The organism is Enterobacter cloacae complex sp. SHL012, from assembly GCF_049237505.1.
Classification (GTDB): domain Bacteria; phylum Pseudomonadota; class Gammaproteobacteria; order Enterobacterales; family Enterobacteriaceae; genus Enterobacter; species Enterobacter kobei.
Genome location: NZ_JBMKIZ010000004.1, coordinates 292159 through 318005, shown reverse-complemented (window position 1 = coordinate 318005; position 25847 = coordinate 292159). Strand labels below are relative to the sequence as shown.

The following is a 25847-nucleotide window of genomic DNA, read 5'->3' as shown; positions in this document are numbered from 1 at the left end:
GCATCAGGCCGCACTAGCCCTCCTCCATCGCAATCACAATCGCTTCACCCATCTTCTTCAATGCCTCGCGATTTTTGTCCGTCGGCGGCAGCGCCACGTTGATGCGCAGGCAGTTGCGGTACTTACCTGAAGCGGAAAACAGCGACCCGGCTGCGGCCTGGATCTTCAGCCGACACAGCTGCTTGCTGACGCACACCATATCCACCTTCTCCGGCAGCTCAACCCACAGCAGGAAGCTGCCCTGCGGGCGGGTCACGCAAATCCCTGCCGGAAAATACTGCCGTACCCAGCAGGTATAGGTTTCCATATTCTGCTGATAAATCTGGCGCATACGGCGGACGTGGCGATGGTAATGGCCGTCGCGAATAAACGCCGCCACCGCCATCTGCGTGCCCGGTACGTTAAACCCGCCCGCGGCGTATTTCATGTGCATCACCCGGTCGTAATAGCGTCCCGGCACAATCCAGCCCACGCGCAGACCCGGTGCCACGGTTTTGGTAAACGAGCTGCAGAGGATCACCCGGCCGTCGATATCCATCGAATGAATGGTTCGCGGACGCGGGTACTCCGCCGCCAACTCGCCGTAGATATCATCTTCAACAATCACAATGTCGTGCCGCTGGGCGAGGGCTAAGACCTGCTTTTTCCGCGCTTCCGGCATGATAAACCCGAGCGGGTTATTGCAGTTGGGCACCAGGATCACCGCTTTGATCGGCCACTGCTCCAGCGCCAGCTCAAGCGCCTCAATGCTGATCCCGGTTTCCGGGTCGGTGGGAATTTCAATCGCCTTGATGTTAAACCCGCGCAACATCTGCATGGTGCCGTGAAACGACGGCGACTCCACCGCCACGATATCCCCCGGTTGACACACCGAGAGCAGGGCAATCGACAGCGCGCCGTGGCAGCCGTTGGTGATGACAATCTCGTTCGCTGCCACGGTGGAGCCGCCGTCCAGCATCAGGCGGGCGATCTGCTCGCGCAGCTCCAGGCGCCCGTCGAGCACGTCATAGCTCAGCATCTCACCCGGATTATGCTGCGCGATGCGGCTCATCTCGCGCCACAGGGGCTTCAGGCTCGGCTGGTTAATGTCCGGCGAACCGCCGCCAAACGAGATCATCTCTTTGTCAGCGCGGGCGTCCAGCAGCATCATCACCTCATCCCACTGGGTGACGTCCACGGGGCGCTGCACCGGGCGCGTCATCGCCGGGACGGGCGGCTGGGCTTTACGCTGCGAAACAAAATAGCCGGAGCGCGGCTGGGGCGTAATCAGCTGGAGGTTTTCAAGGATTTGATAAGCCTGCTGTATGGTGCTGATGCTCACGCCGTGCTCCTGGCTCAGCGTGCGCACCGACGGCAAACGTTCGCCGCTGCGATACAGCCCTTGTTCAATGCGTTCTGCCAGGAGATTGGCCAGATGTTGATAGCGCGTCATGCTGTATCCTTTGTTTTCACCATACAGATTGTAAAACCAGTACAGATTGCCGTAAAAAATGCCATGCAGATATCGTTTTAGCGGATCTGTATGGTAAACAAAAGGTGTTTTTGCATCTGTATTGCACAGGCGGATTTCCAGGATGATAACCCCACTGGCACAGTGAGGAGAGCATCATGGAATTTTTCGAGAACCGTTCTAAAAGACCGTTTATCGCGTTTGTCTGGATCGCGAAAACGCTGCGTAACTGGTATCGCATCAACCGTACCCGCCGCATCCTGAGTCAGATGAGCGATGAGCAGCTCAAAGATGTGGGTTTATCCCGCAATGACATTTAAACCGTAGGCCGGGTCAGGCGCAGCCGCCACCCGGCGATGTTCAACTCAACAGCGCAAGCGTCTGCCGTTTCGGCCTTTCCAGCAACGCCACCGCCTCCTGGTATGTCCGCACGTTGTTGTAGCCCATCACCAGCCCGTAGCGTTTTCCCGACCCGCGGTACCATTCGGAGAGCGCGTTGACCTGCAGCTGCTGTTCCTGCCAGCAGCGCGCCACTTCCCGGTCACAACTTCCTTTGGTCAGAAACGCCACGATATGCATCCCGCCGTCGTTCTGCTCGGTGAAAAACAGATCGCCATACACCTCGCGCAGGGCGGCAATCATCCAGTCGCGGCGGGTCTGATACAGCGCGCGCATCTTTTTCAGGTGACGGAAAAAATGGCCTTCGTTGAGAAATGCGGTGAGGATCTTTTGCGTCAGCACCGGCTGGCCGCTGGTGGTGATATCCGCGCAGTCGGTAAACGCCCCGACGGTGCTGGCGGGCATCACCACGTATCCCATGCGCAGCGACGGCATGATGGTTTTGCTGAAGGTGCCCATAAAAATTACCCGGTCGTGCTGGTCGAGGCTTTTCAGCGACGGCAACACCTTGCGGGTGTAGTGAAACTCGCCATCGTAATCGTCTTCGATGATCCACGCCTCGTTCTGGCTGGCCCAGTCGAGCAGCTGCTGTTTACGCGGCAGGGAGAGCGTCACCGCCAGCGGGCTCTGGTGCGACGGGGTGACGAGGGCAAAACGGGCGTCGCGATGGTGGCGGAGGAGGTATTCCGTGTCCATGCCGCAGCGATCGACCGGCACCGTGTGCAGACGCGGCACGATCCGCTTCAGGAGCTGCTGGCCCATAAAATAACCCGGATCTTCGAACACCACCTTATCGCTGCGGCTGGCGAGCGTGTCGAGGATCAGGCGCAGGCTGCCGCTGTAGCCGCTGGTGATGAGCACCTGCCCGGCGGTGCAGGACAAGCCACGCGAGATATTGAGATAGCTGGCGATGGCCTGGCGCAGCGGGTACCAGCCCAGAACGGGCGGGTTAAGCATCTCCTCCTGACGCATGGCGCGCGTCGCCTGGCCTGCCAGCAGCAGCCATTTTTTGTACGGAAAGCTGTCGAGGGATGGGATGCCAGGGCGCAGAAACCCTGCCCGCTCGCGCTGGCTGATAAGCGATGCCGGAAGCGTACCGGTAGGCTGTTCCGTTGGGGCAGGACGCTCCGGCAACAGTAAGTCCGGGTTGACCCGCGTGCCGCGCGCGCCCTGGCTAACCAGATACCCTTCGCCCGTCAGAATGGCATACGCCGTTTCGACCGTTTTACGCGCCACCTTCAGCTCTTCGGCCAGCACGCGGATGGCGGGCACTTTGTCGCCCGGCTTGAGCACGCCGCGCGTAATGTTGTCGCGATAGCGGGAGTAGATCTCGTGATAGCCCGGCTTCATGTCCTACCTCATTTCACGCTTTTTGTGTCTTTTTACTATGTCATGAACGGCGTAGATTTGCCTCATCGCATCACCGATGCCGCACAAAAAAAGAGGAAAGACCATGAGCACTCGCGTCAACCACCATAAAGTTACACCTGCCCTCGCTAACGCACTGTCTGCCCTGAGCATGGAGGTGGCGAAAACCTCCATCGACCCGGCGCTGAAGCACCTGATCGACATTCGTGTGTCGCAGCTGAACGGCTGTACCTTCTGTCTGGATATGCATTCGAAAGAGGCCAAAATTGCCGGCGAACGCGAGCTGCGCCTTTACCATCTGGCGGCCTGGCGCGAATCCCCGCTGTTCAGCGCCCGCGAAAAAGCCGCGCTGGCCTTTACCGAAGCGCTGACGCAGATTGGCGTGCATGGCGTGAGCGATGCCCTGTACCGCAGCGTGGCGGAGCACTTCTCGGACGTTGAGATTTCAGAGCTGAACTTCGCCATCGTGGCGATTAACGCCTGGAACCGTCTGGGAATTACCTCCCGCATGGCGCCAGGCTCGCTGGATGCGGCTTACGGGTTGAATAAAGCTAACCTGGAATAATGCCGCGCTCGCGGATCATCGCCACCAGCGCCCGTAACCCTGGCGGGACGTGGCGATGACCAGGATAGTAAAGGCGCAGCCCGGCAAACGGCTGCGTCCAGTCGTTTAGCACGCTCACCAGTTCCCCGCTCTCAAGCTCTTCCTGGATATAGAGTTCCGGCAAAAATCCCACGCCTAACCCCGCTTTTACGGCGCGGATCGAGGCGAAAAGATCGGACGTCGCAAAGCGCGGCGGCACGGCAAGCGCGTACGTTTCCCCCCGACGGGCCAGCTCCCAGCGGTAGATCCCGCCGTGAGCCATACGCATGCCGATCCCCTGATGTTGCAGCAGATCGTCCGGCGTTTGCGGAATGCCGTGACGTGCGAAGTAATCTGGCGTGGCGGTGACGAGTTGGCGGATCTCCCCTGTCAGCGGTACGGCGATCATGTCCTGCGGGATGGACTCTTCGAGGCGGATCCCCGCGTCGTAACCCTCGGCGACGATGTCGATCATGCGTGCTTCACTGACGATCTCCACGCGCATTTTCGGGTAGCGGACCATAAAGTCGATCAGCAGTTGGTCGAGAAAAAGCGAGCCGATATGGTTCGGCACGTTCAGACGCAGCGTTCCGGCAGGTTCCCCGGTGTCGCTGTGGATCTCCTCCCCCGCGAGGCGGATTTCCTGCAAGGCCGGCCCCACGCGCGCCACGTAGCGCTGCCCGGCGTCCGTAAGCGCCACGCTGCGGGTGGTGCGGTTAAAGAGGCGAGTCTCAAGGCGGCTCTCCAGCCCGGCGATGGCATTGCTCACCGCCGTCGCGGACATCCCGAGCTCCTGCGCCGCGCCGCGAAAACTGCCGCGCCGCACCACGGCCATCACCACTTCCAGCTCTGTCAGACCTGAACGATGCATAGATTATCCTGAAAATCGAAACAACCCTTGCAGCATAGCGTGGATTATCGCAACGGAGAAGCCGTGCCAGACTGTGCTCACACAGCCTGAGGAGGTTTATATGCACCAGATCGAACAGATTTTTATTAACGGCGAGTTTGTTACCCCGCACGGCACCGAATGGTTTGATTTGTATAACCCGGCGACGGCGCAGGTTATTGGTCAGGTTCGTCTGGCGGATGAGGTTGACGCCGGGCGCGCCATCGCGGCGGCGAAGGCAGCGTTTCCTGCGTGGTCGCAGACCACGAAACAGACGCGCATCGCCGCGCTGAAACGCATGCACGCGGCCGTGGCGGCTCGCCATGACGCGCTGCTGGACGCTGTCATCGAGGAGTACGGCGCACCTGCTTCGCGATCGGCCTGGATGGCCCGCTATCCGGCGGAGGTGATTGCCCAGGCCGTTGAGGCGCTGGAGGCGTTTGAGTTCGAGACAACCGCGGGGGCCGCGACGGTACAGATGACGCCCCTTGGCGTGGCCGGGCTGATCACGCCGTGGAACAGCGACGCGGGTTTTATCTGCGGCAAGCTGGCGGTCGCGCTGGCGGCAGGCTGTACGGCAGTGATTAAGCCGAGCGAAATGAGCGCCCTGCAAACCCGGATTGTCACCGAAGCGTTGCGCGATGCTGCTTTGCCGCCGGGCGTGTTTAACATTGTCACCGGGCGCGGTGAAACCGTCGGGGACACCATCAGCCGCCATCCGGACGTGGCGAAAATCTCGTTTACCGGTTCGACAAATACCGGCAAGGCCATTCTGCGTAACGCGGCGGAAAGCTTTAAGCGCGTGACGCTGGAGCTGGGCGGTAAATCGCCGACGATCCTGCTGGATGATGTGGACTTAGCGCAGGCGATCCCGCTGGTGATTCAGGCCGGGTTTATGAACAGCGGGCAGGCGTGCGTGGCGGGAACGCGCATTCTGGTGCCGCAGTCGCGTAAAACGGAAATCGAAACCGCGCTGGCGCAGGCCGTGGCGGCGGTGAAATCCGGTGACCCGCGCGACAGTGCCACGGACGTCGGCCCGATGGTCAGCGAGAAGCAGTGGCTGCGGGTGCAGGGGTATATTCGTCAGGGGCTCGACGGTGGCGCACGGCTGCTGGCAGGAGGCGAAGGGCGGCCAGCGGACACGCAGGACGGCTGGTTTGTACGCCCGACGCTGTTTGCTGATGTGAATAATGACATGGTGATTGCCCGCGACGAGATTTTTGGCCCGGTGCTGTGCATCATTCCCTATCAGGACGAAGCGGAGGCTATCGCGATTGCCAATGACACCGAGTACGGCCTGAGCGCGATGGTGCTGGGTGAGGATGTGGACCGCGCCCGCCGCGTGGCGCAGCAGATTGTCTCCGGGCGCGTGCTGGTGAATACGCTTGCCCATGAGCCGAAAGCGCCGTTTGGCGGGTTTAAGCACTCCGGCGTGGGGCGCGAGATGGGCGAGTGGGGGATTCGGGCGTTTATGGAGCCGAGGTCGATCCTGGGCTAAAACCTGCCCGGTGGCGCTGCGCTTACCGGGCCTACAGGCGCTCGTAGGCCGGATAAGCGCAGCGCCATCCGGCAAAAACACTTCGTCAGTCGCCGAAGTATGAAGTTAATTTTCTCTGCATTCTCTCCTCACTATCACAACGGAGAGACACTTATGATCGCGGTCCTTTTCGAAGCCAAAGCGGAGCCTCATCATCAGGCCCGCTACCTGCAACTCGCCGCCGAACTCAAACCTTTGCTGGCCGACATTGATGGTTTTATTGATATCGAACGCTTTCAGAGTTTGACCACCGACGGCAAAATCCTGTCCCTTTCCTGGTGGCGGGATGAAGAGGCCATCCGTAGCTGGAAGCAAAACGTCTTTCACCAGGCGGCGCAGGCCGAAGGGCGGGGAGCCATTTTTGCGTACTATCGCATTCGCGTGGCACAGGTCGTGCGGGAATACAGTTCCGAAAACGGAGGGCGAGCGGCGTGCCTTTCCTGACCCAGTACAGCGACCATGCGAATCACCTTATTCTGCTGACGGATGATGATAAGCTGGCCGCAGAGATCACCGAACCCTGGGCGCCCCATGTTAAAAACGAACCAGCCTCCTGAGAACAGCGCGGCACTGGAACAGGCCATTGCGGCGGTGGCGGCGGCAATGGCCGATCCCTCGCGCGTGAAGATGCTCTGCGCGCTGATGGACGGGCGGGCGTGGACCGCTACCGAACTCAGCACTGCGGCAGACGTTGCGCCGTCGACCGCCAGCGGGCATCTCGCCCGGCTGGTGGAAGGAAAGTTGATTACGTGTTTATCGCAAGGGCGGCACCGCTATTATCGCCTTGCCGGGCACGACGTCGCGGCGCTGGTCGAGCAGATGATGGGGCTCTCCTGGAGCCGCATTACGCCGCCGGAAACGTCTGCGCCAAAAGCCCTGCGTGAAGCCCGCACCTGCTATAACCACCTTGCCGGAACGGTGGCGGTTCAGATCTATGATTTTATGCAGGCGGAAGGCTGGCTGGAGGCTGACGGTTCCGCGCTCACCCTGTATGGCCGTGAGCAGTTTCTGAAACTCGGCATTCCATTAAATGCTCATCCCCGTCGCAAGGCCTGCTGCGCCTGCCTCGACTGGAGCGAGCGACGGTTTCATCTTGGGGGAGAAGCGGGCACGGCGCTGCTCACTTATCTGGAGAGTAAAGGCTGGATCCAGCGGGTGATGGGGTACAGGGAGGTAGTGGTGACGGCGTCGGGGAAAAGTGCCATTACCCGACATTTTAGCTTTAGCCGTTAAATTCCGCTGCGGGCTGATGCCCTCACCGCGGCCCTCTCCCACAGGGAGAGGGAGAACGTCGTTTTCGCAATTCCTGCGCTTTCGTCCCTCGTTTCTTGATACTTACCCTGATAACTATTATCTTGACTGCGTGTGACGAGAGGGACTCCCTATGAGTGAAGAAGAACTGTTTAGCCGCAGGCCGATGGGTATGCGGATGGCGATGATCGTGCGTCAGTGGCGTGCGGTGATCGACGATGCCATTCTCGATACCGGGTTAACCCAGTCGAGCTGGACGGTGATGATGCAGCTTTTTCAACTTGGGGATAACGTCTCAATGAGTGAGCTGGCGGAGGTGCAGGGCATTGAACTGCCGCCGCTGATGCGCACGCTCACACAGCTGGAAAAACAGGGTTACCTGCTGCGCACCACATCGCCTTATGACAAGCGCATCCGGCTTCTGACGCTGACGCCTGAGGGAAAAGCCATCTTAAAAAGGCTTACTCAGGTGATTGAGACCTATCAGGCGCGGGTATCGCAAAATATCGCGCCGGAACATATCGATATCTTCAGCGCCACCCTGAATCAAATCGCCTGTAATTTGCGGACAATCCGCGAAGAAGACAACAAGACCGAAAAATAATGACCCCTGAACAAAAGTTTGCCCGCTGGGTAAGGGTGAGTATTGCCTCTTTCCTGCTGATGTTTATCTATTTTGTCGTCGCGGATATCTGGATCCCGCTGACGCCGGACTCCACCGTGATGCGCGTGGTGACGCCGGTTTCTCCGCGTGTCTCCGGCTATGTGGCGGCCGTGCATGTGCACAACAACAGCCAGGTGAAGCGGGGCGATCTGCTGTTTGAACTCGACGACACGCCGTTTCGCAATAAAGTGGAAGCGGCGCAAATCGCGCTGGAGCAGGCTCGTCTTTCCAACCAGCAGCTGGACGCGCAGATCGCCGCCGCGCAGGCCAGCCTGAAAACCGCCGTGCTGACCGCGCGTAACGATAAAGTGACCTTCGAACGTTATCAGAAGCTGAGCACGTTACAGAACGTCTCGCAGGCGGATCTGGATAAAGTCCGGACCACCTGGCAGAGCAGCGAGCAGTCCGTCAGCACCATTCAGGCCAATATCCAGAACCTGCGTATTCAGCGCGGCGAGCGGGAGGAACACCGCAACGTCACGCTGCAAAAATACCGCAACTCGCTGGATGAGGCGGAGCTGAATCTCGGCTGGACGAAGGTGTATGCTCAGGCAGACGGCACGGTCAGTAACCTGCAGTTAAGCCCCGGTTTTTATTCCTCCTCAGGCGCAGCGGCGCTGGCGCTGGTGAACAACCAGACCGACATCGTGGCCGATTTTCGCGAGAAAAGCCTGCGCCATACCCATCAGGGCACCGATGCCGCGGTGGTGTTTGACGCCTTTCCGGGACGCGTCTTCCGCGCCCACGTGACCAGCAGCGACGCGGGGATCCTCGCGGGTCAGGAGGCGGTGAACGGCCAGCTCTCCGAGCCGGAAACCTCGAACCGCTGGGTGCGTGACGCCCAGCGCATGCGCATTCACGTCATGCTGGACGAGGCGCTGCCGAAGCCACTGCCGACCGGCGCGCGGGCGACTGTCCAGCTCTATAACAGTGAAGGGCCGTTTGCGCGCTTCTTCTCCGGGATGCAGATCCATCTGGTGAGCCTGCTGCATTATGTCTATTAATACGCTGGCGCGGGTGTTTACCCCGCACGGTAACATCGTTTACACGGCAAACGACTTTCGCCAGACTTTGCGCATCGTCTTTGCAGGGATGATTGCGCTGAGCATTTCCAGTTTCTACAACACCAGCTACGGCGTGTTTTTTGTGGTCTACCCGATCATGCTGCTCTCGCTGGTGCCGGTCTTCAACCGCCATGTGGCGAAGCAGTTTATCTTCAGTGCATCGCTGAACTGCGTTGAAATGGTGATTATCATCGGCTATCTGTCGCAATGGCCGGTCATCATGACGCTGGTGGTGTTTGCCCTGTACGTCATGCGTTTTCGCTTTATGAGCAAAGGGCCGCTGTTCCTGTTCGGGTCGATGGGCGTGGTGTGCCAGAGCGTGATGCTCAATTTTATGAGCTACCCCACCACCAACTGGCACACGCTGCTGTTTTCCAACATCGAAGCGAGCGTGATGGCGGTGTGCCTGAGCGCGCTGATGAACTATCTCCTGCCGGACGTGGAACCCCGCAAGCCGCCGCCATTGATTGAGAAAGACGATGCCCGCGTGCGCCATGAGTCGCTGCTCTCCGGCACCGTCGCAACGCTGATTTTCGTCGTTTTTCAAATCAGTGACTTAAGCGATTCCCTCTCGGCGCTGATGGCCGGGATTTTGATCCTGTTCCCGATGCACTATCGTGGCGCGGTGATGAGCTCCATCTGGCGCGTGGTCGGCGTGGTATTGGGCTGTCTTTATATCCTGGTTGTCCAGCTCATCCTCTACGACCACAGTAGCCATATGCTGCTCATGATGCCGCTGATTGGCCTTGGGCTGGCGTTTGGCGCACGTCTGCATGTGATGGAGAAAGTGGGCGCAGGCGTAGGATTTTCCAGTATTACCACCATCGGCATTATGTTCGGGCAGAACATGCATCCTGACAGCGACCTGGTGTTCAGCGATCTCTATCGCATCACCTCCGTCACGTTTTCGCTGGTGGCGACGCTGACGATGGTCTTTCTGGTGCATTTAATCCTGAATCGCTTCGAGGCGACGCGCTATATCATCGCGCCGCCCAAAGCGGATTAATGTCCCAGCACGGCAGGCAGCTGCGAGAGTAAAAACAGGATCAGGCCAATCGTCCCGCCCACCAGCGTACCGTTGACGCGGATAAACTGCAGATCTTTGCCGATATTCAGCTCGATCTGGCGGGACATGTCTTTAGCATCCCAGCTTTTCACCGTGTCGCTGATGTGGCGGGTCAGGAACGCGGCGAAATCCGGCGCGACGCGATGCGCGGCCTGCTCCAGATGCTCGTTCAGCGACGCCCGCAGGCTGGCATCGTTTGTCAGCGTTTCGCCAAACCACAGCCCGGCGTTGGCGATGCGCTGCTTCACGCGCGAGTCTTCACTTTGCATATCCGCCTTCAGCCACTGGCGCAGATCGGCCCACATTTCCCCCAGATAGCGGTTAAACGCCTCGTCATTTTTCAGGTAGTGCTTGATGTTGTCGGCTTTCGCCGCCATTTCCGGATCGTTTTTCAGGTTGTCGATAAGCTTCAGCGTGGCCCGGTCGAACGCCTGACGGATCTGGTGCGTGCGGTCGTGGCTGATATCGTCCAGCAACGTGTTCACCGCATTCGATACCATCTCTGCACTCTGATCGCCCAGCCACTCGGTGGGCAATACCATCGCTTTGCGGGGATGTTCGGTCTTCAGCCAGTGGACGATCTGGTCAGAGATAAATTCCCGCGTGCTGTCGCGCTGAATCAAGGTAATCAGGCGGTTGATGATGGCATCGAGCAGCACCTGGTGGCGGTTGTTTTTGGTCATGCTCTCCAGCATCACGGCGCTGGTTTCGGTGAAATCGACCTTATCGATGGCCTTATGCACCGCGCGTTTGAGCATCCGCTGAATGCGCCCGTCGTCGGTCAACTCAAGGAACCCGCTCATCACCTGCATCAGATGCAGCCCGACGCGCTGGGCGTTGTCAGGCTTGCTGAACCAGGCACCGATCATGTGCGCGGGTTCATAGCGGCGGATTAACGCTACCAGGGACTGGGTATCCAGAAACTTCTCCTGCACAAACTGGCCAAGATTGTCGCCGATACGGTCTTTATTGCGCGGGATAATCGCCGTATGGCGCGCGATAAACGGAATGGGGACCCGGCGAAAAAGCGCAACGACGGCGAACCAGTCCGCCAGTGCGCCGACCATCGCCGCCTCGGCAATCGCCTTTACCCCGCGCACCCAGAAAGTCTGCGGCAGGAACAGAGTGAAGATAAACGCCGCGGCGGCAACCAGCAGCAGCGACAGCGCGAGAAGCTTAGCGCGTTTGAGTTCAGCTATTTTTTCCATGGGTTAAGGATAGAGGGAGACGGGAAGAAAATGCAAAAATCGCCACAGCACCCACCCACCAAACCCCATCAGCACCACGCCCGCCGTGCGTTCAATCCACCCGAGCGCACGGCTGAGCTTCTGTTGCACCGCTCGCAACCCCATTAGCGACACCAGCGCCAGATCCCACACCAGCACCACCATCACCATCCAGACGCCGCAGGTTGCCTGCTGAAGCAGCGTGACGTCTGGCCCCAGTAACGCCGTCATCAGCGCCAGATAGAACAGCGCGTTCTTCGGATTAAGCAGTGCCGAGCCGAGCCCCAGCAGGATTTGCTTACGCAATGCGGGAAGCCGCTGATGAGTTTCATTCAGCGCCAGCGTCTGCGGTCGGCTGCGCACCAGGTGCGAGCCAATCCACAGCAGGTACAGCGCCCCGGACAGTTCGATTAGCGTAAACAGCCACGTAAACTGGCGCAGGGCGCTCCAGCCGACAATCACCAGAACAATATAGAGCGCATTACCCGCGGCGATGCCGAGGCACAGCCCGGCGCTGCCGCGCAGTCGGTAGCGCGCCGCGTAGCCCACAAGCAAGAAGAAATCCGGACCCGGGCTTAACAGCGCAACAAAATGCGCCAGCGCCAGGGCGAGAAAAGCGGAAGGGAAGAACAGTTCCATAGTGACCTCATAGCCGTAACTGAGATCACCTTACGGTGTTACGTATCCTGATTATTGTCTGATATTGATCGTCCTGTGGCGTACTGGCGCGGCGTAGCGGCGCTATAGCGAACGAAGGTCTTATGGAAATGGCTCTGATCGGCAAACCCACTCTGGTAGCTCACGTCGGCAATATCATCCCCGGCGCGCAGCCGTGCTTTGGCGTATTCCACGCGGGAGATATTAAGGAAGCTGGCTGGCGTCAGCCCGGTGTCCTGCCGGAAGGTACGAATCAGCGTCTCCTTGCGTAGCGAGAAGCGTTGAGCAAGTTCATCAAGCGAAGGCGGTGCAGCCAGATCGGCAAGAAGTGCCTGCTGAATATGCTGGCTGGTTGAACGCAGCGCATCAGGGTTATCCGCACGGTGGGGAAGGGCAGAAAGCAGCCTGTCCACGGATGCAGGCGACATTGTCTCAACAATATCAAGGAAGTGCTTAAAGAACGTAGAGTTACGGATCACCTGGAGCGCCAGAGGACGATCGGTGTCGATATAGAGCATATGGTAGCTGCGCGCCTGCCCGGCGATGGGGTTGCAGCTGTGAGGCGCATAAGCCGGAATCACAATCAGATCCCCGGGATGAAGGATGTACTCCCTGTCATGGCACACGCAGCTGGTCTGGCCTTCCACAATCGCGCCAAGAGAGAGTTGAGGATGACAATGACGTTTGTAGGCCTGCATGCTCTGCCGTGTGCTGCGCAGCTCAAGGCCTGAGGCGCGGTGAAAAGTCTGGAGGATGTGTCGGGTATCGGTCATGGGAACTCCTTCTGGACATTTTTTATACCACGTCAGGGAACCGTCTGGCAGCGCTTCATTAGGAACCGTCCGGATATACCCAACTTTACGTCCATAGCCAGTCATGTTGACTATCTTTAATACCCTAAGCGGTAAAACATGGAGATTCGATATGGCTTATCAGACAGTAAATCCTGCCACTAACCAGCTCATCAAAGAATACCCCTCACATACCGACGCGGATATTGAAGCGGCCCTGAAGGCGGCTGATGCGCTTTACCATTCTGACTGGGCGAAAGGCGACATTAACCAGCGTCTCCCGGTGTTGCATAAGCTTGCCGACCTGATCGACGAGCGCGTGGACGATCTGGCGAAAATCGCCAGTCAGGAGATGGGTAAGCTCATCGAGCAGAGCCGCGGCGAGGTGAAGCTGTGCGCACAAATCGCCCGCTACTACGCCGACAATGCGAAGCAGTTCCTGGCGCCGGTGAAGTATCCCTCTGAACTTGGGGAAGCGTGGGTGGAGCATCACCCCATCGGCGTACTGATGGCCGTTGAGCCGTGGAACTTCCCGTACTACCAGCTGATGCGCGTTCTGGCGCCGAACCTGGCGGCGGGGAACCCGGTCATCGCCAAACACGCCAGCATTGTACCGCACTGCGCTGAGACCTTTGCTCAACTGGTACGCGAGGCGGGTGCGCCGGAAGGGGCGTGGACCAACCTGTTTATCTCGTCCGATCAGGTGGCGAACATCATCGCTGACGATCGCGTCCAGGGTGCCGCGCTGACCGGTTCCGAAAAAGCCGGTAGCGTCGTGGCCGCACAGGCGGCGAAGCACATCAAGAAATCCACGCTGGAATTGGGCGGTAACGACGTCTTCGTGGTACTGGATGACGCCGACCTCGAAAAAGCGGTGAAGACGGGGGTCAGTGCGCGCCTCAACAACGCCGGGCAGGTCTGTACCGCGGCGAAGCGCTTTATCCTGCATGAAAAGATTGCGGATGCCTTCCTGACTAAATTCACCGAGGCGTTTAAGCAGGTGAAAATCGGCGATCCGCTGGACGAAAGCACCACGCTGGGACCGCTGTCGTCTAAAGATGCGCTGGAAACGCTGACCAAACAGGTTAACGAGGCGGTGAAAAACGGTGCGACGCTGCACTATGGCGGTAAACCTGTTCAGCGTGACGGCAGCTTCTTCGAGCCGACGATTCTGACGAATATCTCTCGCGACAACCCGGCGTATTTCGAGGAGTTCTTCGGTCCGGTGGCCCAGATGTATGTGGTGAAAAACGACGACGAGGCCGTCGCCCTGGCGAACGATTCACACTATGGCCTGGGTGGGGCGGTATTCAGTCAGGATATCGAGCGCGCGAAGAAAATGGCGTCGCGGATTGAGACCGGGATGGTGTACATCAACTGGCTCACCGATACCGCGCCAGAGCTGCCGTTCGGCGGCGTGAAGCGCTCCGGTTATGGACGCGAGCTGTCGGATCTGGGGATAAAAGAGTTTGTGAACCAGAAGCTGGTGGTGGTGCGTAAGTAACGTCATCGCCTTTCTTGCCGGGTGGCGCTGCGCTTACCCGGCCTACAAAACCCGTAGGCCCGTGCAAGCGTAGCGCCGCCGGGCGAAACGCGCAATACAGCCTTAGAAGGACACACCACCGCCCACGTATGCGCCGTCAATCAGCGTGTGGCCAGGGCGACCGTCTTTGCCATCAACGCTCACGTGGCGGTAACCCACTTTCAGGGTCAGCGGCGTGACAGGCGTCCAGCTTACGCCGCCGTTGGCTTCCACGTAGTTTTTCACGCTGTTGTTCAGGCCTTCAGGCGCAACGTAACCTTCGCCATAGACATGGATGCTGTCCGTCAGCGCAACGTTTACGCCGCCACCAATCGGGAACGCCACGCCGTTATCGCCTTTTTTCGGGCCGATGTAGATCGCCTTCGCGCCTGCGTTCAGCATGACCGGGCCCACTTCCAGGTTGTAGCCTGCGCCCACGCCACCGGTCTGAGTACCGTCATCGGTGTTTTTGAGCCAGTTGCTTTCGGCGTACAGGCCGGATGAGGATTTGCCCATTTCCAGATTGAGGTTAGTAAAGTTTTTACCCTGCTCAACGCTACCGCCCATGGCCAGTGCGGAACCAGAGAGGGCGGTCAGTGCAGAAAGAAGAAGGATATTCAGTTTTTTCATGTTTCGTGCCTCATCATCAAATTAATCTGGAGGCACCATAACAAGTGATGTTTATGACTGCAAATGTGATGCAAGTCGCTGTTTTATGCTGGTTTTGTTAAATTTAATTTATTTAATGTTGCGTTTTTGTTTGGTTGAACGGGAGTCAACGCGTGATTTTCAGGCGTTTAGAAACCGTTTAGTTTTTTGACTAAACATAAACTGAACGAGGACGGGATAGTGACTGGAGGTGTAATAATGGAGGCTCCAGAAATTTCCAAAAATATTTCAAAAATCACATAAAACAACAAAGATTTACACTTATGGTGGTGAAAACACGTCCTCTCGCGCAGGCGCCTTTCCCTGCGATGTCATTTTTCTGACACGTTTGTTCATTACGTTGTTGGCTTCTCTTACTGGATGCTAACAATATGAAAAGAAAAATCATTCCTGTGCTGGTTGGTTGTGCGCTCTCTTTCTCTGGCCTGGCGGCACAGCCCACGGCTGAACGCTATGTCGTCAGCTTTCCTGAAGGCTCACACGTCAACTACAGCGGCGCGTTCGCCAGCGCATTTCCGAACGGACTCCCGGTGGGCATTGGCTCTGGCCTGCTGTTTACGGGTAAGCAGGGCGATGCTCTGACCTTTGCAACCGTGACCGATCGCGGTCCAAACGCCGATGCGCCAAAAATGGGTAAAAATGAAGCCAAAATTTTTGTCACGCCGGATTTCGCGCCGCTGCTGATGACCATCCGCGTGCAGAACGGTAAAGCAGAAGCGACGGATGCCCGCCCGCTGCATGACGATAAAGGCGAGATTAACGGTCTGCCGCTGCAAAGCGGCGTGATTGGATCCACCAATGAGGTGGCGTTTAGCGACACCCTAAAGACGCTGAAGGGTGACAACCGCGGGCTGGATACGGAAGGCATCACGCCGGACGGCAAAGGCGGCTACTGGCTGTGCGACGAGTATGGCCCGTTTCTGATTAACGTCGACAGTAAAGGGAAAATCCTGGCGATCCACGGCCCGCAGGCGGCGGAAGGGGAAAAGTCGATCGCGGGCGGTCTGCCAAACGTTATCAAATGGCGTCAACCGAACCGGGGCTTTGAAGGCCTGACCCGTATGCCGGACGGGCGCATTATCGCCGCGGTACAAAGTACGCTGGATATCGACGGTAAAAGCAAAAAGCAGGCGCTGTTTACGCGTCTCGTGAGCTTCGACCCGGCGACCGGCAAAACAGCGATGTACGGCTACCCTATCGACAGCGCGGCCTACAGCAAAAACAGTGATGCCAAAATCGGCGACATCGTGGCGCTTGATGACCAGCATATCCTGCTGATTGAGCAGGGCAGCGATAAAAATGACGGGATGCGTAACCTTATCTACAAGGTGGACCTCAGCCAGGCGAGCGACCTGAGCGCCTTTGACAAGCCGGGCGAGTACCCGGAGTTTGATGATGAGAAAACCCTGAAGCAGCGCGGCATTACCCTTGCGGCAAAAACGCAGGTCGTTGATTTGCGCGCGCTGGGCTGGCAGCAGGAGAAAGCTGAAGGGCTGGCGCTGATCGACAGCAAACGGCTTGCCGTGGCGAACGATAATGACTTTGGCGTGAAGGTGGCGATGCAAAATCCGGTCGAGGGCAAGAAGCTCAAGGATTATCGGGTGAACGCGGAAGGCAAGCTGACGCTGGATGATAAACCGGTTGAAACCACGCTTAGCGTGAAGCCGCTGAAGAAGCCGGAGTCGGATAGTGAGCTGTGGATTGTGACGCTGCCGGAGGCGTTGAAATAGGGTTGGGTCAATTACCCCTCTCCCCACAGGGGAGAGGGGATTTTAGTAAGCGCTAGATCGCTTTCGCGATACTCTCATAAGTCTCGACAAGGTGATCGCGCAGATTTCCGGATCCGTGCATCGTCACCAGCAGGTTGTGACGCGCGCGGGTAAATCCGACATACAGACGCTTGATATCGTCACTCAGATCCTCATCATCTCTTTCCTTTGCGGCATCCATAATGGCGACCGAGTGAAATTCAAGGCCCTTGCTGCTTGGCAACGGCATGACGCAGAGAAAATCATTTTGCGGTGACCAGTGTTTTTTATCATCGCTGCTCACAATCATCTGGTAGGGGATGTTACGCGCCGCGAGACGTGGCCCCAACGCACCCGAAATACTGTAGGTCGAAGGGCACAGAATGGCGATCTCTGACCATGCAACACCTTGCTGTCGCTGCTTTGTCACCCAATCGAGAACGTGAGTAATTTCCTCGTCCTGATTATCAAAGCTGGCCAGTGCCGGATATTTGCCTGACAATCCCCCTGCATCGGGTTGCTGATATTTGAGTGCCTCTTCAATGTGATTATTGAGGTAATTAAATGCAACACTGCTGGCGAAATGGAGTATTTGCCGGGTGTTGCGATAGTTGGTATTCAGGATGGTGGTGCGGCCGAGGGCCTTGATATCGACGCTGGAGAGGGTGAAGTCGAGAGCTTTCTTTTTCTGGTAGATGGACTGGGCGTCGTCGTAGAGGAAAAGAAGCGAGTTATCTTTATTGTCCGGCATACGAGCGAGTATTCTCAACCACTCCGGTTTGAAATCATGCCCCTCGTCAATCAGGACTGCGCTGTATTGTCCCGGTTTTATAATCCCCTCTTCGAATGCCACCGTTAGCGCATTTTCCATTAACGCAATAAAGTTTTTGCTCTTTGGTGGAAGACGCCGATGGGCGTTTAATTGCTGATAACACCAGGCATGAAAATGGATGACTTCGACAGGAAGCCGCAGCGTATGTAGCTCAAGTTGTGCTTTGAGTTTTTTGGCGAGCGTGATGTTGTAGCAAATGACCAGAATAGGCTTGGTGTTTTCAATATTATTGGCAAGCTCAATACAGCGGTGGTGCAAAATGAGCGTTTTGCCAGAACCGGCTACGCCGTGAATAACGCGGTGTCCCGTGCCCATGCTTCTGGCGAGCTGTTCCTGTTGTCTGTCCATCATGCAAACCACATCAGGAGTGTGGAAGGTAAAATTGTCCAGATCAACCCGTGTCACGGAAGGGTTAATGCGTACGTCGGGATAAAGATGCCAGCGGATGCGGTCGAGCTGCTGTGATGATGTGTGATGAGTGAAGTTATGTCTGAGAAGGGATTCGAGCCGGGCGGTGATTTGTTCTCTGGTCATAAACTCACTGAGTTCGTTTTTGCAAATCACCTGGCTGGCTGGGAAGATTTCCTCTAGTGCCTCGGGCGTGAAACTCTTTTCGAGCTGTGCACGCGTGATGTTGCTCAAATAAACACCGTATCCATAGGGCATAATAAAGCTGCCTTCATAATCTCCCTGTTGCTGGCGAAGCAGAGGATCTTTTTTTAGGCTGTCGATGGTGTGAAAGGTATATTGGCGAACCTGCTCGATCGGGTTTTTCAACGGCTCAATACCGTTTTTGGTTTCATAGTGAATATGCGTTTTGTTGGCAGATTTAATTTTTGAGATAAACCAGTCTTTCACTTCTAAAAACAACAAACCTTTTTCGGGGGCCAGAATCACAAAGTCAGGATGATCGTCTTTGTCTCCCATTCGGGTGTCATACCAGCAGGTACACTGTTCGCTGAGTCCTCCTTCCAGGAGTCTTGCCAGCCTTTTTTCTCCGGCCGTGATTTTCTCGCTACAGCTGCTAATGGTGGGAATAATGAGTGCCATATGATGTCTACCAATTCATGAATAGTATAATTCTACGCAATTAATATTGTGGAGAATATTAATCGAAGCAGGAATTCATTATTGTTAAGGACATTAACAGACAATATTGCAAACAAAAAGGGTGAAACGAGGAATTTAACTTAGAGAACCTGGCTCCCTTTCCTGATTAAAAGGGAGCGATTGATTATTTTTTGAGCCCTGCAAACGCCGCGCGAATCTCTTCCTCCGGCAGCTGTATGCCAATAAATACCATTACGCTACGCGGCGCTTCATCGCCCCACGGGCGATCCCAGTCGGCGCTGTATAAGCGCTGCACGCCCTGGAACAGCAGGCGGTTCGGTTCGCCGTCGATCCACAGCATCCCTTTGTAGCGCAGCAGTTTGTCGGCAAATGACAGCAGGAGATTCTCCATCACGCGGGAGACCTCGCTGATATCCACCGGGTAATCCAGCTCCACCACAATCGACGTCACGTCGTTTTGCTTGTCTCCCATAAAGTGGAAACGCGGTTTCGTGGTGACGTTCTCTTCCAGCATAAAGCCGTTGGTGTTGAACAGCTGTGAGAGGTCGATATCGCCGTGCGTCACGGTGTAAATCGGCGCGCGGGAGTTAATGCGGGTCAGACGTTCACGCAGTTTCTCGCTGTCACCCGCCACGTCGGTTTTGGTCAGCAGGATGCGGTCGGCGTAGCCCACCTGAGACTGGGCGATGGTGAACTGGTTCATCTGATCGTTGGCGTGAACCGCATCGACCAGGGCGATGACGCCGTCCAGCAGGTAGCGCTGGCAAAGAATGTCATGGGAGAAAAAGGTCTGAATAATCGGGCCGGGGTCGGCCATGCCGGTGCATTCAATCACCAGACGGTCGAAGTCGATTTCACCGCGATCGCGGCTGTCGAGCAGATCCAGCAGGGCGTCTTCCAGCTCGTTTGAGCGGGTACAGCAGATGCAGCCGTTGGTCAGGGTTTTGATCTGCGTGGCGCGATCGCCAATCAATTGATCGTCCACGGAGACTTCGCCGAATTCGTTTTCGATGACGGCGATTCTGAAGCCGTGCTGCTCGTTCAGGATGTGGCGCAGCAGGGTGGTTTTACCGGCGCCGAGGAAACCGGTCAGCAGGGTGACGGCAATCGGGGTCATGTTCTCTCCTTTAGCAGCAGCGGACGCCGCCTTCTCCACTTCCACCGTAGCGTGCTTCCTGACGCTCGCGGAAGAATTCAGTGTAGGTCATGTACGGTTTATCCGGATGGTTGGTCTTCATATGCTCAACGTAGTTGTCATAGTCCGGAATACCAATCAGCATTTTTGCCGCCTGACCGAGGTATTTTTTCGCTTCGCCTAAGTTACCAAACATAATGCATCCTGATAAGACAAAGCCCGGTGGCGCTACGCTTACCGGGCCTACAGTACCGTTGTAGGGCGGGTCAGCGTAGCGCCACCCGCCATTTTTTTTAATGGTGTGAAGAGGTCTTCACGCCGCCTTCCGGCACCGGCACGTACGGCGTTTCTTTATCCGTACGGCCTTCGGCGTTACGCACTTTCAGCCAGGTTTTGATACCGTAGAAAATGATGCTGTACACCACCACCAGGAACAGAATGCTCAGACCTGCGTTGGTGTAGTTGTTCACCACGATATGGTTCATATTGGCAATCTGCTGCGCGGTCAGATCTGCGCCGCCTGCGGCAATCTTCTCTTTGTACTGGTTCGCCATGAAGAAGAAGCCTTCCAGCTGCGGGTTGGTGCTGAACAGCTTCAGGCCCAGCGCCCAGGTGGTGCAGAGCAGCAGCCACAGTGCAGGAATGACGGTCACCCAGATGTATTTGGTGCGTTTCATTTTCACCAGTACGACGGTGCCAAGTACCAGAGCCACAGCGGCCAGCATCTGGTTAGAGATACCGAACAGCGGCCACAGGCTCTTCACGCCGCCGAGTGGATCAACCACGCCCTGATACAGCAGGTAACCCCACAGGCCTACGCAACCCGCAGTGCCGAGCACACCCGCCACCAGAGAGTCGGTTTTCTTCAGGAACGGCACGAAGTTACCCAGCAGGTCCTGCAGCATGAAGCGGCCCGCACGGGTACCGGCATCCAGCGCGGTGAGGATAAATAGCGCTTCAAACAGAATACCGAAGTGGTACCAGAAGCCCATGTCTGCCCACGGCAGCACTTTATGGAACACATGTGCGATACCGACAGCCAGCGTCGGTGCGCCACCTGCGCGGTTCAGCACGGACGGTTCGCCGATGTCTTTCGCGGTCTGCATGATCTGCTCAGGGGAGATCACGAAGCCCCAGGAGCTGACGGTTGCTGCCGCGTGGGCGCTGGCATCCTTCAGCTGGGCCATGATCAGCGCGGTATTTTCGCCGCCCATCTCATGCAGGTTTGGCATGGTGATGCCCAGACCCGCAGGCGGGGTGTTCATTGCGAAGTACAGGCCCGGTTCGATGATAGACGCCGCAACCAGCGCCATGATCGCCACGAAGGATTCCATCAGCATCGCGCCGTAACCGATAAAGCGCGCGTCGGTTTCGTTGGCCATCAGCTTCGGCGTGGTGCCGGAGGAGATCAGCGCGTGGAAGCCAGACACGGCACCACAGGCGATGGTGATAAACAGGAACGGGAACAGCGCGCCTTTCCACAGTGGGCCGGTGCCGTCAATGTACTGAGTCACCGCCGGCATTTTCAGCTCAGGGTTGATGATTACAATCCCGATAGCCAGCCCGACGATAACCCCGATTTTCAGGAAGGTCGCGAGGTAATCACGTGGTGCCAGAATCAGCCATACCGGGAGCAGGGCGGATACAAACGCGTAACCAATCAGTGCGAAGGTGATGGTGGTGTCCTTAAAGGTCAGCGCCGGGCCCCAGTAAGGGTCATGCGCAATGACGCCTCCAAAGTAGATAGAGGCAACCAGCAGCACGATACCAATCACGGAGACTTCGCCCACGCGCCCCGGGCGCAGGAAGCGCATGTAAATGCCCATGAACAGCGCAATCGGTACGGTAGAGCAGACGGTAAACACGCCCCACGGACTTTCGGCCAGCGCTTTCACGACGATCAGCGCCAGCACCGCGAGGATAATGATCATAATCAGGAAACAACCGAACAGGGCAATGGTGCCCGGCACGCGACCCATCTCTTCTTTGATCATCTCACCCAGCGACGAACCGTTACGGCGTGAGGAGATAAACAGCACCATAAAGTCCTGCACCGCGCCCGCCAGCACCACGCCCGCCAGCAGCCAGAGCGTACCCGGCAGGTAGCCCATCTGCGCGGCCAGTACCGGGCCGACCAGCGGGCCAGCGCCTGCAATGGCGGCAAAGTGGTGACCAAACAGCACGTAGCGGTTGGTTGGCACGTAGTTCAGGCCGTCATTGTTAATGACCGCCGGCGTGGCGCGCGTTGGGTCGAGCTTCATGACCTTCTGCGCGATGTATAAGCTGTAGTAGCGATAAGCCACAAGATAGACGGAAACGGACGCGACGACGATCCACAGGGCGCTGACGTGTTCGCCCCGGCGTAATGCGACAACCGCCAGACAGAAAGCACCGAGGATCCCGAGTAAGGCCCAGGGCACGTGCTTAAGTAGTTTTTTAGTATCCATAGTAAGACCTGGTTTTTTATGTAAAGAAAAAAGGGTCAAGGTTCGTTGTGAGGAGGTATTGAGTAATGCTGGAGCGATCGTGCCAGATCCTCGCGCGTGTAAAGGTGGGTAAATGAATGAGTGGTTGAAAGTGACGGGTGAGCGGTCAAAGGAAGCGGCGAGTGGTTAAGGCTCGCCGCCGCTGGAGGAAATTATGTGATTGAGATCACGTGGTTATCCGGGCTGCGCGCCATCGCCAGATAGTTTTCCAGCGTTTTAACCAGTTTCTCCTTCAGCCAGTTCGGCTCCAGGATTTGAATGTTCGGCAGCCAGTAGAACAGCAGCGGCAGGATCTGGTTCTCGTGTGCCGCCCGGCAGCGCAGCGTGATACCGCCGCGTTGTTCTTCCAGCAGCTCTTGTTCCGGCAGAAGATCCCGGCGCAGGAAGTAATGTGAAATATTATCTTTAATGAATATTTTCACGGTGAAAGTATCTTCAGACACCCACGGATCGAGGCTTTTTTCCAGGAGCGCGCGGACATTCTCTTCAGGGGTAAAATGGGTTTTCTGAATATCAAACCAGCGAATCTGACTCAATGAAAAGGATTTAAGCCGACTATTTTCGGTAGCTTGTAAATACCATATATTTTTTTTGTTAATGAGTTTATAGGGATTAATCAGGCGGGTTTTACCCTTATAAACGATCTGGCAAACATTATGGTTATTAATAGATTTCTCAATTTTCGCTAAATGACGGCTGATATCACGTTGTACCGTGTGCTCTGCGTCGTTACCAAGGATAAGAATATGATTTTCGTCAACGCGTGTTTCCAGCTTTTGCCAGAATTCCGTATTTCTTTCAGGGAAAAAGTTATCTGCATTCAGGAAGTTAGCCAGTGTGTGATGTAACCCTTGTCCGCCGGGAGATTGTGCGGAATGGATCAGCCGATATAGCCCGTTACCGGTATGTTCAACGATAGGAGAGAGCGCATTTAAATCCCGGTAGACGGTACGCTCGGTAATTTTAAATTTGGTCATTAGCGCACTGCGGTTTACCACACCGTTTAAATGTAGCTCAACCAGAATATCGACCAGACGTTCAGCCGAGCGGCTCCGCGTCGTTTTAGCCATAAGGTCATCCTGTATATTAGGTATGCGCTGAATGAAGCGGGAAGCACTGACCAGAGATGTCAGTATTCAGGCACAGAAAATTTATCTTATGGTTGTATAACGGCGTGATTTAGCGGAAACCTTAGGAGTTTTTGCAGAAAGTGGCGCTGGCCGAAAAAAAGGCCAGCGCGCGGGAGAATTACGCGGTGGCTTCCACCTCCATCATGACCGGGTGGAAACGGCGTTTGAAGTAGATCAGGCCGTGTCCTGCATCACTCAAAATGATATTTTTAATTTCAACAAGATACACCAGATGCGTGCCGATGGTTTGCACCTGGCTTATCTCGCCTTCAAGGCTGGCCAGCGCACCTTTCAGCATCGGCTGCGCCAGCGGGCCTTTCTGCCAGCAGGAGAGGGCAAAGCGCTCCTCCATTGTCATACCGGTCATCCCGGCGAAGTGGCGAGCCATGATCTCCTGCTCGTGGTTCAGCACGTTTATGCACAGTCTGCCGTTGCCCTGGAATACCGGGTTCATGGCGCTGTTGGCGTTGATGCACACCATGACCGACGGCGGGGTGTCCGTAACCGAACAGACTGCGGTGGCGGTAATGCCGCAGCGGCCCGCTTCCCCCTCGGTAGTGACGACATTGACTGCGGCCGACAGGCTGGCCATCGCGTCGCGAAAACGCAGGCGTTCTTCTGATTGCATTGAAACCTCCCGCTGCGCTATTTCAGCAGCTTATCCAGCATGTTGATATCGCTGTTGTTGTGCAGGTGCGGCACCGTCCAGCCGTGTTGGTCGTATTCGGACATACAGCGGTCGACCATCGCCATCATTTTGTCCATGTTGCCGGAGCTCTGCGCCTGGCGCAGACACTGCAGGCGAATTTCATCCTGGCTACCGGAGTAGTTGATCTCATACAGCTCGTGACGGCCGCCAAACTCGCTGCCAATGGCATCCCACATCAGCTTCAAAATCTTGATGCGTTCGACGTGATCCATGCCGTTGGAGCCGCGCACGTATTTCGCCAGATACTGGTCAATCTGTGGGTTATTCAGGTCCCGCGCGCTGGACGGCAGATAGATCAGCCCGCTGGTGACGTTACGTTCGATAATATTCTTAATCTTCGCGTAGGCCATCGGAGCCATCACGCGGTAGGTCTGCAGCGCCGCGTGGTCCGGCAGATACGCGCCATTGACCCACGGCGTGGCTTCAGAGCACATGGAGTCGCTCAGCGCCCAGAACATATTGCGCCAGGCCACCACCTCGCCGAGATCCGCCTGTACGCCGCGGAATTCAAGGGTGCCGGTACACTCCAGCGATTTTTTCAACAGGGCGGTGATGAAGTCGAGCTTCACTGCCAGGCGCACGCATGCCTGTAGCGGATACATCCGCGCAAAGCCACCTTCCATCGTCCAGCGACGACAGCGGTCGAAATCGCGGTAGATCAGCACGTTTTCCCACGGGATCAGCACATGATCCATCACCAGGATCGCGTCGTTCTCATCAAAGCGGCTGGAGAGCGGGTAGTCATACGGGGAGCCGGTTGCGCCAGCCACCATCTCGTAAGAGGCACGGGAGATGAGCTTGACGCCTTCGGCATCCATCGGTGCGACGAACATCAGCGCAAAGTCCGGGTTTTCGCCCATCACCTGCGCGGAGCCGAAGCCGATCATGTTGTAGTGGGTCAGCGCCGAGTTGGTTGCCACCACTTTCGCCCCGCTGACAACGATCCCGGCGTCGGTCTCTTTCTCCAGTTTGATGTAGACGTCTTTCACCTCATCCGCCGGTTTGTGGCGGTCGATAGGTGGGTTAACGATGGCGTGGTTGAAATACAGGCCGGTTTCCTGAATGCGGGTGTACCAGCTGCGGGCGTTCTGCTCGAACTGACCGTAGAAGGCCGGGTTGGCACCGAGCGCGCAGCCGAACGCGGCCTTGTAGTCCGGCGTGCGCCCCATCCAGCCGTAGCTGAGGCGTGACCATTCGGCGATAGCGTCGCGCTGCTGGCGCAGGTCGTCGGCGCTTTTCGCCACGCGGAAGAACTTGTGGGTGTAACCGCCGCTGCCGGTGTCGGTGCCCCAGCACAGCGTGTCCTGCATGTCCGGCTTGTGCAGGGCGTCGTACATCTGCGCGATGGAGGCTGCCGCATTGCGAAACGCCGGATGGGTGGTGACGTCTTTGACGCGCTCGCCGTAGATATAAATCTCACGCCCGTCCTGCAGGCTTTTTAAATACTCTTCACCGGTTAACGGACGTTTGGCATCGGCGCGGAAATCTTCAGGCTTCATAGGGACCTCGTATCGGAATGGTGATGTTAAATTTATGTTTTCTTTTTGTTGTTTAATTGAAGCCTGAGAGGGGCGGAACGTGAAGGGACGATTGGGACAAC

General features: G+C 56.9%; 24 protein-coding genes and 1 pseudogene. 11 read left to right on the top strand and 14 right to left on the bottom strand.

The annotated features are described in order from the left end of the window. Positions 1 to 13: 13 nt before the first annotated feature. Positions 14 to 1432 carry a PLP-dependent aminotransferase family protein gene (locus ACOTY9_RS16010; protein ID WP_014882389.1) on the bottom strand — a complete coding sequence of 473 codons (1419 nt, stop codon included), beginning with the start codon at positions 1430 to 1432 and terminating at the stop codon, positions 14 to 16. Positions 1433 to 1608: 176 nt separating this feature from the next. On the opposite strand from ACOTY9_RS16010, the gene ACOTY9_RS16005 reads away from it, so the two are divergent. Further along, positions 1609 to 1770, top strand: coding sequence for a DUF1127 domain-containing protein (locus ACOTY9_RS16005; protein WP_050863189.1), 162 nt, complete (start codon positions 1609 to 1611; stop codon positions 1768 to 1770). A 40-nt stretch (positions 1771 to 1810) separates the two neighbouring features. On the opposite strand, the gene ACOTY9_RS16000 is transcribed toward ACOTY9_RS16005, so the two are convergent. Next, complete coding sequence (locus tag ACOTY9_RS16000; protein WP_023331931.1) at positions 1811 to 3199, bottom strand: PLP-dependent aminotransferase family protein; 1389 nt, start codon at positions 3197 to 3199, stop codon at positions 1811 to 1813. 103 nt (positions 3200 to 3302) lie between these two features. Here ACOTY9_RS16000 and ACOTY9_RS15995 point away from each other — a divergent pair, with 103 nt between their 5' ends. Then, positions 3303 to 3782: a carboxymuconolactone decarboxylase family protein gene (locus ACOTY9_RS15995; protein ID WP_014882392.1), complete on the top strand. Its 480-nt coding sequence runs from the start codon at positions 3303 to 3305 to the stop codon at positions 3780 to 3782. Here ACOTY9_RS15995 and ACOTY9_RS15990 read toward each other — a convergent pair. Continuing rightward, the gene (locus ACOTY9_RS15990; RefSeq protein WP_421637381.1) at positions 3769 to 4671 is read right to left on the bottom strand and encodes a LysR family transcriptional regulator; all 903 of its coding nucleotides are present in this window, start codon (positions 4669 to 4671) and stop codon (positions 3769 to 3771) included. The two genes, ACOTY9_RS15995 and ACOTY9_RS15990, sit on opposite strands and share 14 nt — an antisense overlap. A gap of 100 nt (positions 4672 to 4771) precedes the next feature. On the opposite strand from ACOTY9_RS15990, the gene ACOTY9_RS15985 reads away from it, so the two are divergent. From ACOTY9_RS15985 to ACOTY9_RS15955, 7 genes and pseudogenes are all read left to right on the top strand, one after another. Continuing rightward, a complete protein-coding gene (locus tag ACOTY9_RS15985; protein WP_348565803.1) occupies positions 4772 to 6187 on the top strand; it encodes an aldehyde dehydrogenase family protein in 1416 nt (471 codons plus the stop codon). A 153-nt stretch (positions 6188 to 6340) separates the two neighbouring features. Beyond that, the gene (locus ACOTY9_RS15980) at positions 6341 to 6670 is read left to right on the top strand and encodes an antibiotic biosynthesis monooxygenase family protein (RefSeq protein WP_045281867.1); all 330 of its coding nucleotides are present in this window, start codon (positions 6341 to 6343) and stop codon (positions 6668 to 6670) included. Then, positions 6649 to 6783: pseudogene (locus ACOTY9_RS15975) on the top strand (amino acid-binding protein); the annotation flags it as partial. The gene ACOTY9_RS15980 and the pseudogene ACOTY9_RS15975, both read left to right, overlap by 22 nt. Then, positions 6758 to 7459: an ArsR/SmtB family transcription factor gene (locus ACOTY9_RS15970; protein ID WP_045268936.1), complete on the top strand. Its 702-nt coding sequence runs from the start codon at positions 6758 to 6760 to the stop codon at positions 7457 to 7459. The pseudogene ACOTY9_RS15975 and the gene ACOTY9_RS15970, both read left to right, overlap by 26 nt. Positions 7460 to 7610: 151 nt before the next feature. Continuing rightward, on the top strand, positions 7611 to 8081 hold the full coding sequence (locus ACOTY9_RS15965) for a MarR family winged helix-turn-helix transcriptional regulator (protein ID WP_032637586.1): 471 nt from the start codon (positions 7611 to 7613) through the stop codon (positions 8079 to 8081). Further along, positions 8078 to 9145 carry an HlyD family secretion protein gene (locus tag ACOTY9_RS15960; protein ID WP_200925356.1) on the top strand — a complete coding sequence of 356 codons (1068 nt, stop codon included), beginning with the start codon at positions 8078 to 8080 and terminating at the stop codon, positions 9143 to 9145. Before ACOTY9_RS15965 ends, ACOTY9_RS15960 begins: the two co-directional genes overlap by 4 nt. Continuing rightward, positions 9135 to 10211 carry a DUF2955 domain-containing protein gene (locus tag ACOTY9_RS15955; protein WP_014882400.1) on the top strand — a complete coding sequence of 359 codons (1077 nt, stop codon included), beginning with the start codon at positions 9135 to 9137 and terminating at the stop codon, positions 10209 to 10211. Before ACOTY9_RS15960 ends, ACOTY9_RS15955 begins: the two co-directional genes overlap by 11 nt. Here the strand turns inward: ACOTY9_RS15955 and ACOTY9_RS15950 are convergent. From ACOTY9_RS15950 to ACOTY9_RS15940, 3 genes are read right to left on the bottom strand one after another with little or no spacing between them, the layout of a single operon-like run. Beyond that, positions 10208 to 11479, bottom strand: coding sequence for a DUF445 domain-containing protein (locus tag ACOTY9_RS15950; protein WP_014882401.1), 1272 nt, complete (start codon positions 11477 to 11479; stop codon positions 10208 to 10210). The two genes, ACOTY9_RS15955 and ACOTY9_RS15950, sit on opposite strands and share 4 nt — an antisense overlap. A gap of 3 nt (positions 11480 to 11482) precedes the next feature. Next, a complete protein-coding gene (locus tag ACOTY9_RS15945) occupies positions 11483 to 12136 on the bottom strand; it encodes a LysE family translocator (RefSeq protein WP_014882402.1) in 654 nt (217 codons plus the stop codon). A 38-nt stretch (positions 12137 to 12174) separates the two neighbouring features. Continuing rightward, a complete protein-coding gene (locus ACOTY9_RS15940) occupies positions 12175 to 12927 on the bottom strand; it encodes an AraC family transcriptional regulator (RefSeq protein WP_348565802.1) in 753 nt (250 codons plus the stop codon). Positions 12928 to 13078: 151 nt separating this feature from the next. Here ACOTY9_RS15940 and ACOTY9_RS15935 point away from each other — a divergent pair, with 151 nt between their 5' ends. Then, entirely contained in the window at positions 13079 to 14449 is a 1371-nt protein-coding gene (locus ACOTY9_RS15935; protein ID WP_348565801.1) for an NAD-dependent succinate-semialdehyde dehydrogenase, read from the top strand. A 102-nt stretch (positions 14450 to 14551) separates the two neighbouring features. On the opposite strand, the gene ACOTY9_RS15930 is transcribed toward ACOTY9_RS15935, so the two are convergent. Continuing rightward, the gene (locus tag ACOTY9_RS15930) at positions 14552 to 15097 is read right to left on the bottom strand and encodes a YfaZ family outer membrane protein (protein ID WP_023331942.1); all 546 of its coding nucleotides are present in this window, start codon (positions 15095 to 15097) and stop codon (positions 14552 to 14554) included. A gap of 410 nt (positions 15098 to 15507) precedes the next feature. On the opposite strand from ACOTY9_RS15930, the gene ACOTY9_RS15925 reads away from it, so the two are divergent. Then, entirely contained in the window at positions 15508 to 16866 is a 1359-nt protein-coding gene (locus tag ACOTY9_RS15925) for an esterase-like activity of phytase family protein (protein WP_348565800.1), read from the top strand. Positions 16867 to 16918: 52 nt separating this feature from the next. Here ACOTY9_RS15925 and ACOTY9_RS15920 read toward each other — a convergent pair whose 3' ends face one another. The 7 genes from ACOTY9_RS15920 to hpaB all read right to left on the bottom strand — a co-directional run bounded on the left by ACOTY9_RS15920 (position 16919) and on the right by hpaB (position 25746). Beyond that, positions 16919 to 18766 carry a 3'-5' exonuclease gene (locus ACOTY9_RS15920; RefSeq protein ID WP_200924839.1) on the bottom strand — a complete coding sequence of 616 codons (1848 nt, stop codon included), beginning with the start codon at positions 18764 to 18766 and terminating at the stop codon, positions 16919 to 16921. Positions 18767 to 18950: 184 nt separating this feature from the next. Continuing rightward, on the bottom strand, positions 18951 to 19904 hold the full coding sequence (gene yjiA, locus ACOTY9_RS15915) for a GTPase (RefSeq protein WP_121527410.1): 954 nt from the start codon (positions 19902 to 19904) through the stop codon (positions 18951 to 18953). Between the two features lie 10 nt (positions 19905 to 19914). Continuing rightward, positions 19915 to 20118 (bottom strand): YbdD/YjiX family protein, encoded by a 204-nt coding sequence (locus ACOTY9_RS15910; RefSeq protein WP_003856610.1) that lies wholly within the window; start codon positions 20116 to 20118, stop codon positions 19915 to 19917. A 97-nt stretch (positions 20119 to 20215) separates the two neighbouring features. Next, on the bottom strand, positions 20216 to 22369 hold the full coding sequence (locus ACOTY9_RS15905) for a carbon starvation CstA family protein (RefSeq protein ID WP_014882408.1): 2154 nt from the start codon (positions 22367 to 22369) through the stop codon (positions 20216 to 20218). 191 nt (positions 22370 to 22560) lie between these two features. Then, on the bottom strand, positions 22561 to 23478 hold the full coding sequence (locus tag ACOTY9_RS15900) for a helix-turn-helix transcriptional regulator (RefSeq protein ID WP_100124577.1): 918 nt from the start codon (positions 23476 to 23478) through the stop codon (positions 22561 to 22563). Positions 23479 to 23656: 178 nt separating this feature from the next. Beyond that, complete coding sequence (locus ACOTY9_RS15895) at positions 23657 to 24166, bottom strand: 4-hydroxyphenylacetate 3-monooxygenase reductase subunit (RefSeq protein WP_014882409.1); 510 nt, start codon at positions 24164 to 24166, stop codon at positions 23657 to 23659. Positions 24167 to 24183: 17 nt separating this feature from the next. Further along, positions 24184 to 25746 (bottom strand): 4-hydroxyphenylacetate 3-monooxygenase, oxygenase component, encoded by a 1563-nt coding sequence (gene hpaB / locus ACOTY9_RS15890; RefSeq protein ID WP_023331946.1) that lies wholly within the window; start codon positions 25744 to 25746, stop codon positions 24184 to 24186. Between the last annotated feature and the right edge of the window lie 101 nt (positions 25747 to 25847).

What these genes read in the sequence shown, in the direction of transcription:
- ACOTY9_RS15930 (WP_023331942.1), bottom strand. Translation starts at nt 15,097, where the DNA reads ATGAAAAAACTGAATATCCTTCTTCTTTCTGCACTGACCGCCCTCTCT.
- ACOTY9_RS15935 (WP_348565801.1), top strand. Translation starts at nt 13,079, where the DNA reads ATGGCTTATCAGACAGTAAATCCTGCCACTAACCAGCTCATCAAAGAA.
- ACOTY9_RS15925 (WP_348565800.1), top strand. Translation starts at nt 15,508, where the DNA reads ATGAAAAGAAAAATCATTCCTGTGCTGGTTGGTTGTGCGCTCTCTTTC.
- ACOTY9_RS15905 (WP_014882408.1), bottom strand. Translation starts at nt 22,369, where the DNA reads ATGGATACTAAAAAACTACTTAAGCACGTGCCCTGGGCCTTACTCGGG.
- ACOTY9_RS15970 (WP_045268936.1), top strand. Translation starts at nt 6,758, where the DNA reads ATGTTAAAAACGAACCAGCCTCCTGAGAACAGCGCGGCACTGGAACAG.
- ACOTY9_RS16010 (WP_014882389.1), bottom strand. Translation starts at nt 1,432, where the DNA reads ATGACGCGCTATCAACATCTGGCCAATCTCCTGGCAGAACGCATTGAA.
- hpaB (WP_023331946.1), bottom strand. Translation starts at nt 25,746, where the DNA reads ATGAAGCCTGAAGATTTCCGCGCCGATGCCAAACGTCCGTTAACCGGT.
- ACOTY9_RS15980 (WP_045281867.1), top strand. Translation starts at nt 6,341, where the DNA reads ATGATCGCGGTCCTTTTCGAAGCCAAAGCGGAGCCTCATCATCAGGCC.
- ACOTY9_RS15990 (WP_421637381.1), bottom strand. Translation starts at nt 4,671, where the DNA reads ATGCATCGTTCAGGTCTGACAGAGCTGGAAGTGGTGATGGCCGTGGTG.
- ACOTY9_RS15920 (WP_200924839.1), bottom strand. Translation starts at nt 18,766, where the DNA reads ATGGCACTCATTATTCCCACCATTAGCAGCTGTAGCGAGAAAATCACG.
- ACOTY9_RS15995 (WP_014882392.1), top strand. Translation starts at nt 3,303, where the DNA reads ATGAGCACTCGCGTCAACCACCATAAAGTTACACCTGCCCTCGCTAAC.
- ACOTY9_RS15900 (WP_100124577.1), bottom strand. Translation starts at nt 23,478, where the DNA reads ATGGCTAAAACGACGCGGAGCCGCTCGGCTGAACGTCTGGTCGATATT.
- ACOTY9_RS15950 (WP_014882401.1), bottom strand. Translation starts at nt 11,479, where the DNA reads ATGGAAAAAATAGCTGAACTCAAACGCGCTAAGCTTCTCGCGCTGTCG.
- ACOTY9_RS15910 (WP_003856610.1), bottom strand. Translation starts at nt 20,118, where the DNA reads ATGTTTGGTAACTTAGGCGAAGCGAAAAAATACCTCGGTCAGGCGGCA.
- ACOTY9_RS15945 (WP_014882402.1), bottom strand. Translation starts at nt 12,136, where the DNA reads ATGGAACTGTTCTTCCCTTCCGCTTTTCTCGCCCTGGCGCTGGCGCAT.
- ACOTY9_RS15940 (WP_348565802.1), bottom strand. Translation starts at nt 12,927, where the DNA reads ATGACCGATACCCGACACATCCTCCAGACTTTTCACCGCGCCTCAGGC.
- ACOTY9_RS16005 (WP_050863189.1), top strand. Translation starts at nt 1,609, where the DNA reads ATGGAATTTTTCGAGAACCGTTCTAAAAGACCGTTTATCGCGTTTGTC.
- ACOTY9_RS16000 (WP_023331931.1), bottom strand. Translation starts at nt 3,199, where the DNA reads ATGAAGCCGGGCTATCACGAGATCTACTCCCGCTATCGCGACAACATT.
- ACOTY9_RS15965 (WP_032637586.1), top strand. Translation starts at nt 7,611, where the DNA reads ATGAGTGAAGAAGAACTGTTTAGCCGCAGGCCGATGGGTATGCGGATG.
- ACOTY9_RS15955 (WP_014882400.1), top strand. Translation starts at nt 9,135, where the DNA reads ATGTCTATTAATACGCTGGCGCGGGTGTTTACCCCGCACGGTAACATC.
- ACOTY9_RS15895 (WP_014882409.1), bottom strand. Translation starts at nt 24,166, where the DNA reads ATGCAATCAGAAGAACGCCTGCGTTTTCGCGACGCGATGGCCAGCCTG.
- ACOTY9_RS15985 (WP_348565803.1), top strand. Translation starts at nt 4,772, where the DNA reads ATGCACCAGATCGAACAGATTTTTATTAACGGCGAGTTTGTTACCCCG.
- yjiA (WP_121527410.1), bottom strand. Translation starts at nt 19,904, where the DNA reads ATGACCCCGATTGCCGTCACCCTGCTGACCGGTTTCCTCGGCGCCGGT.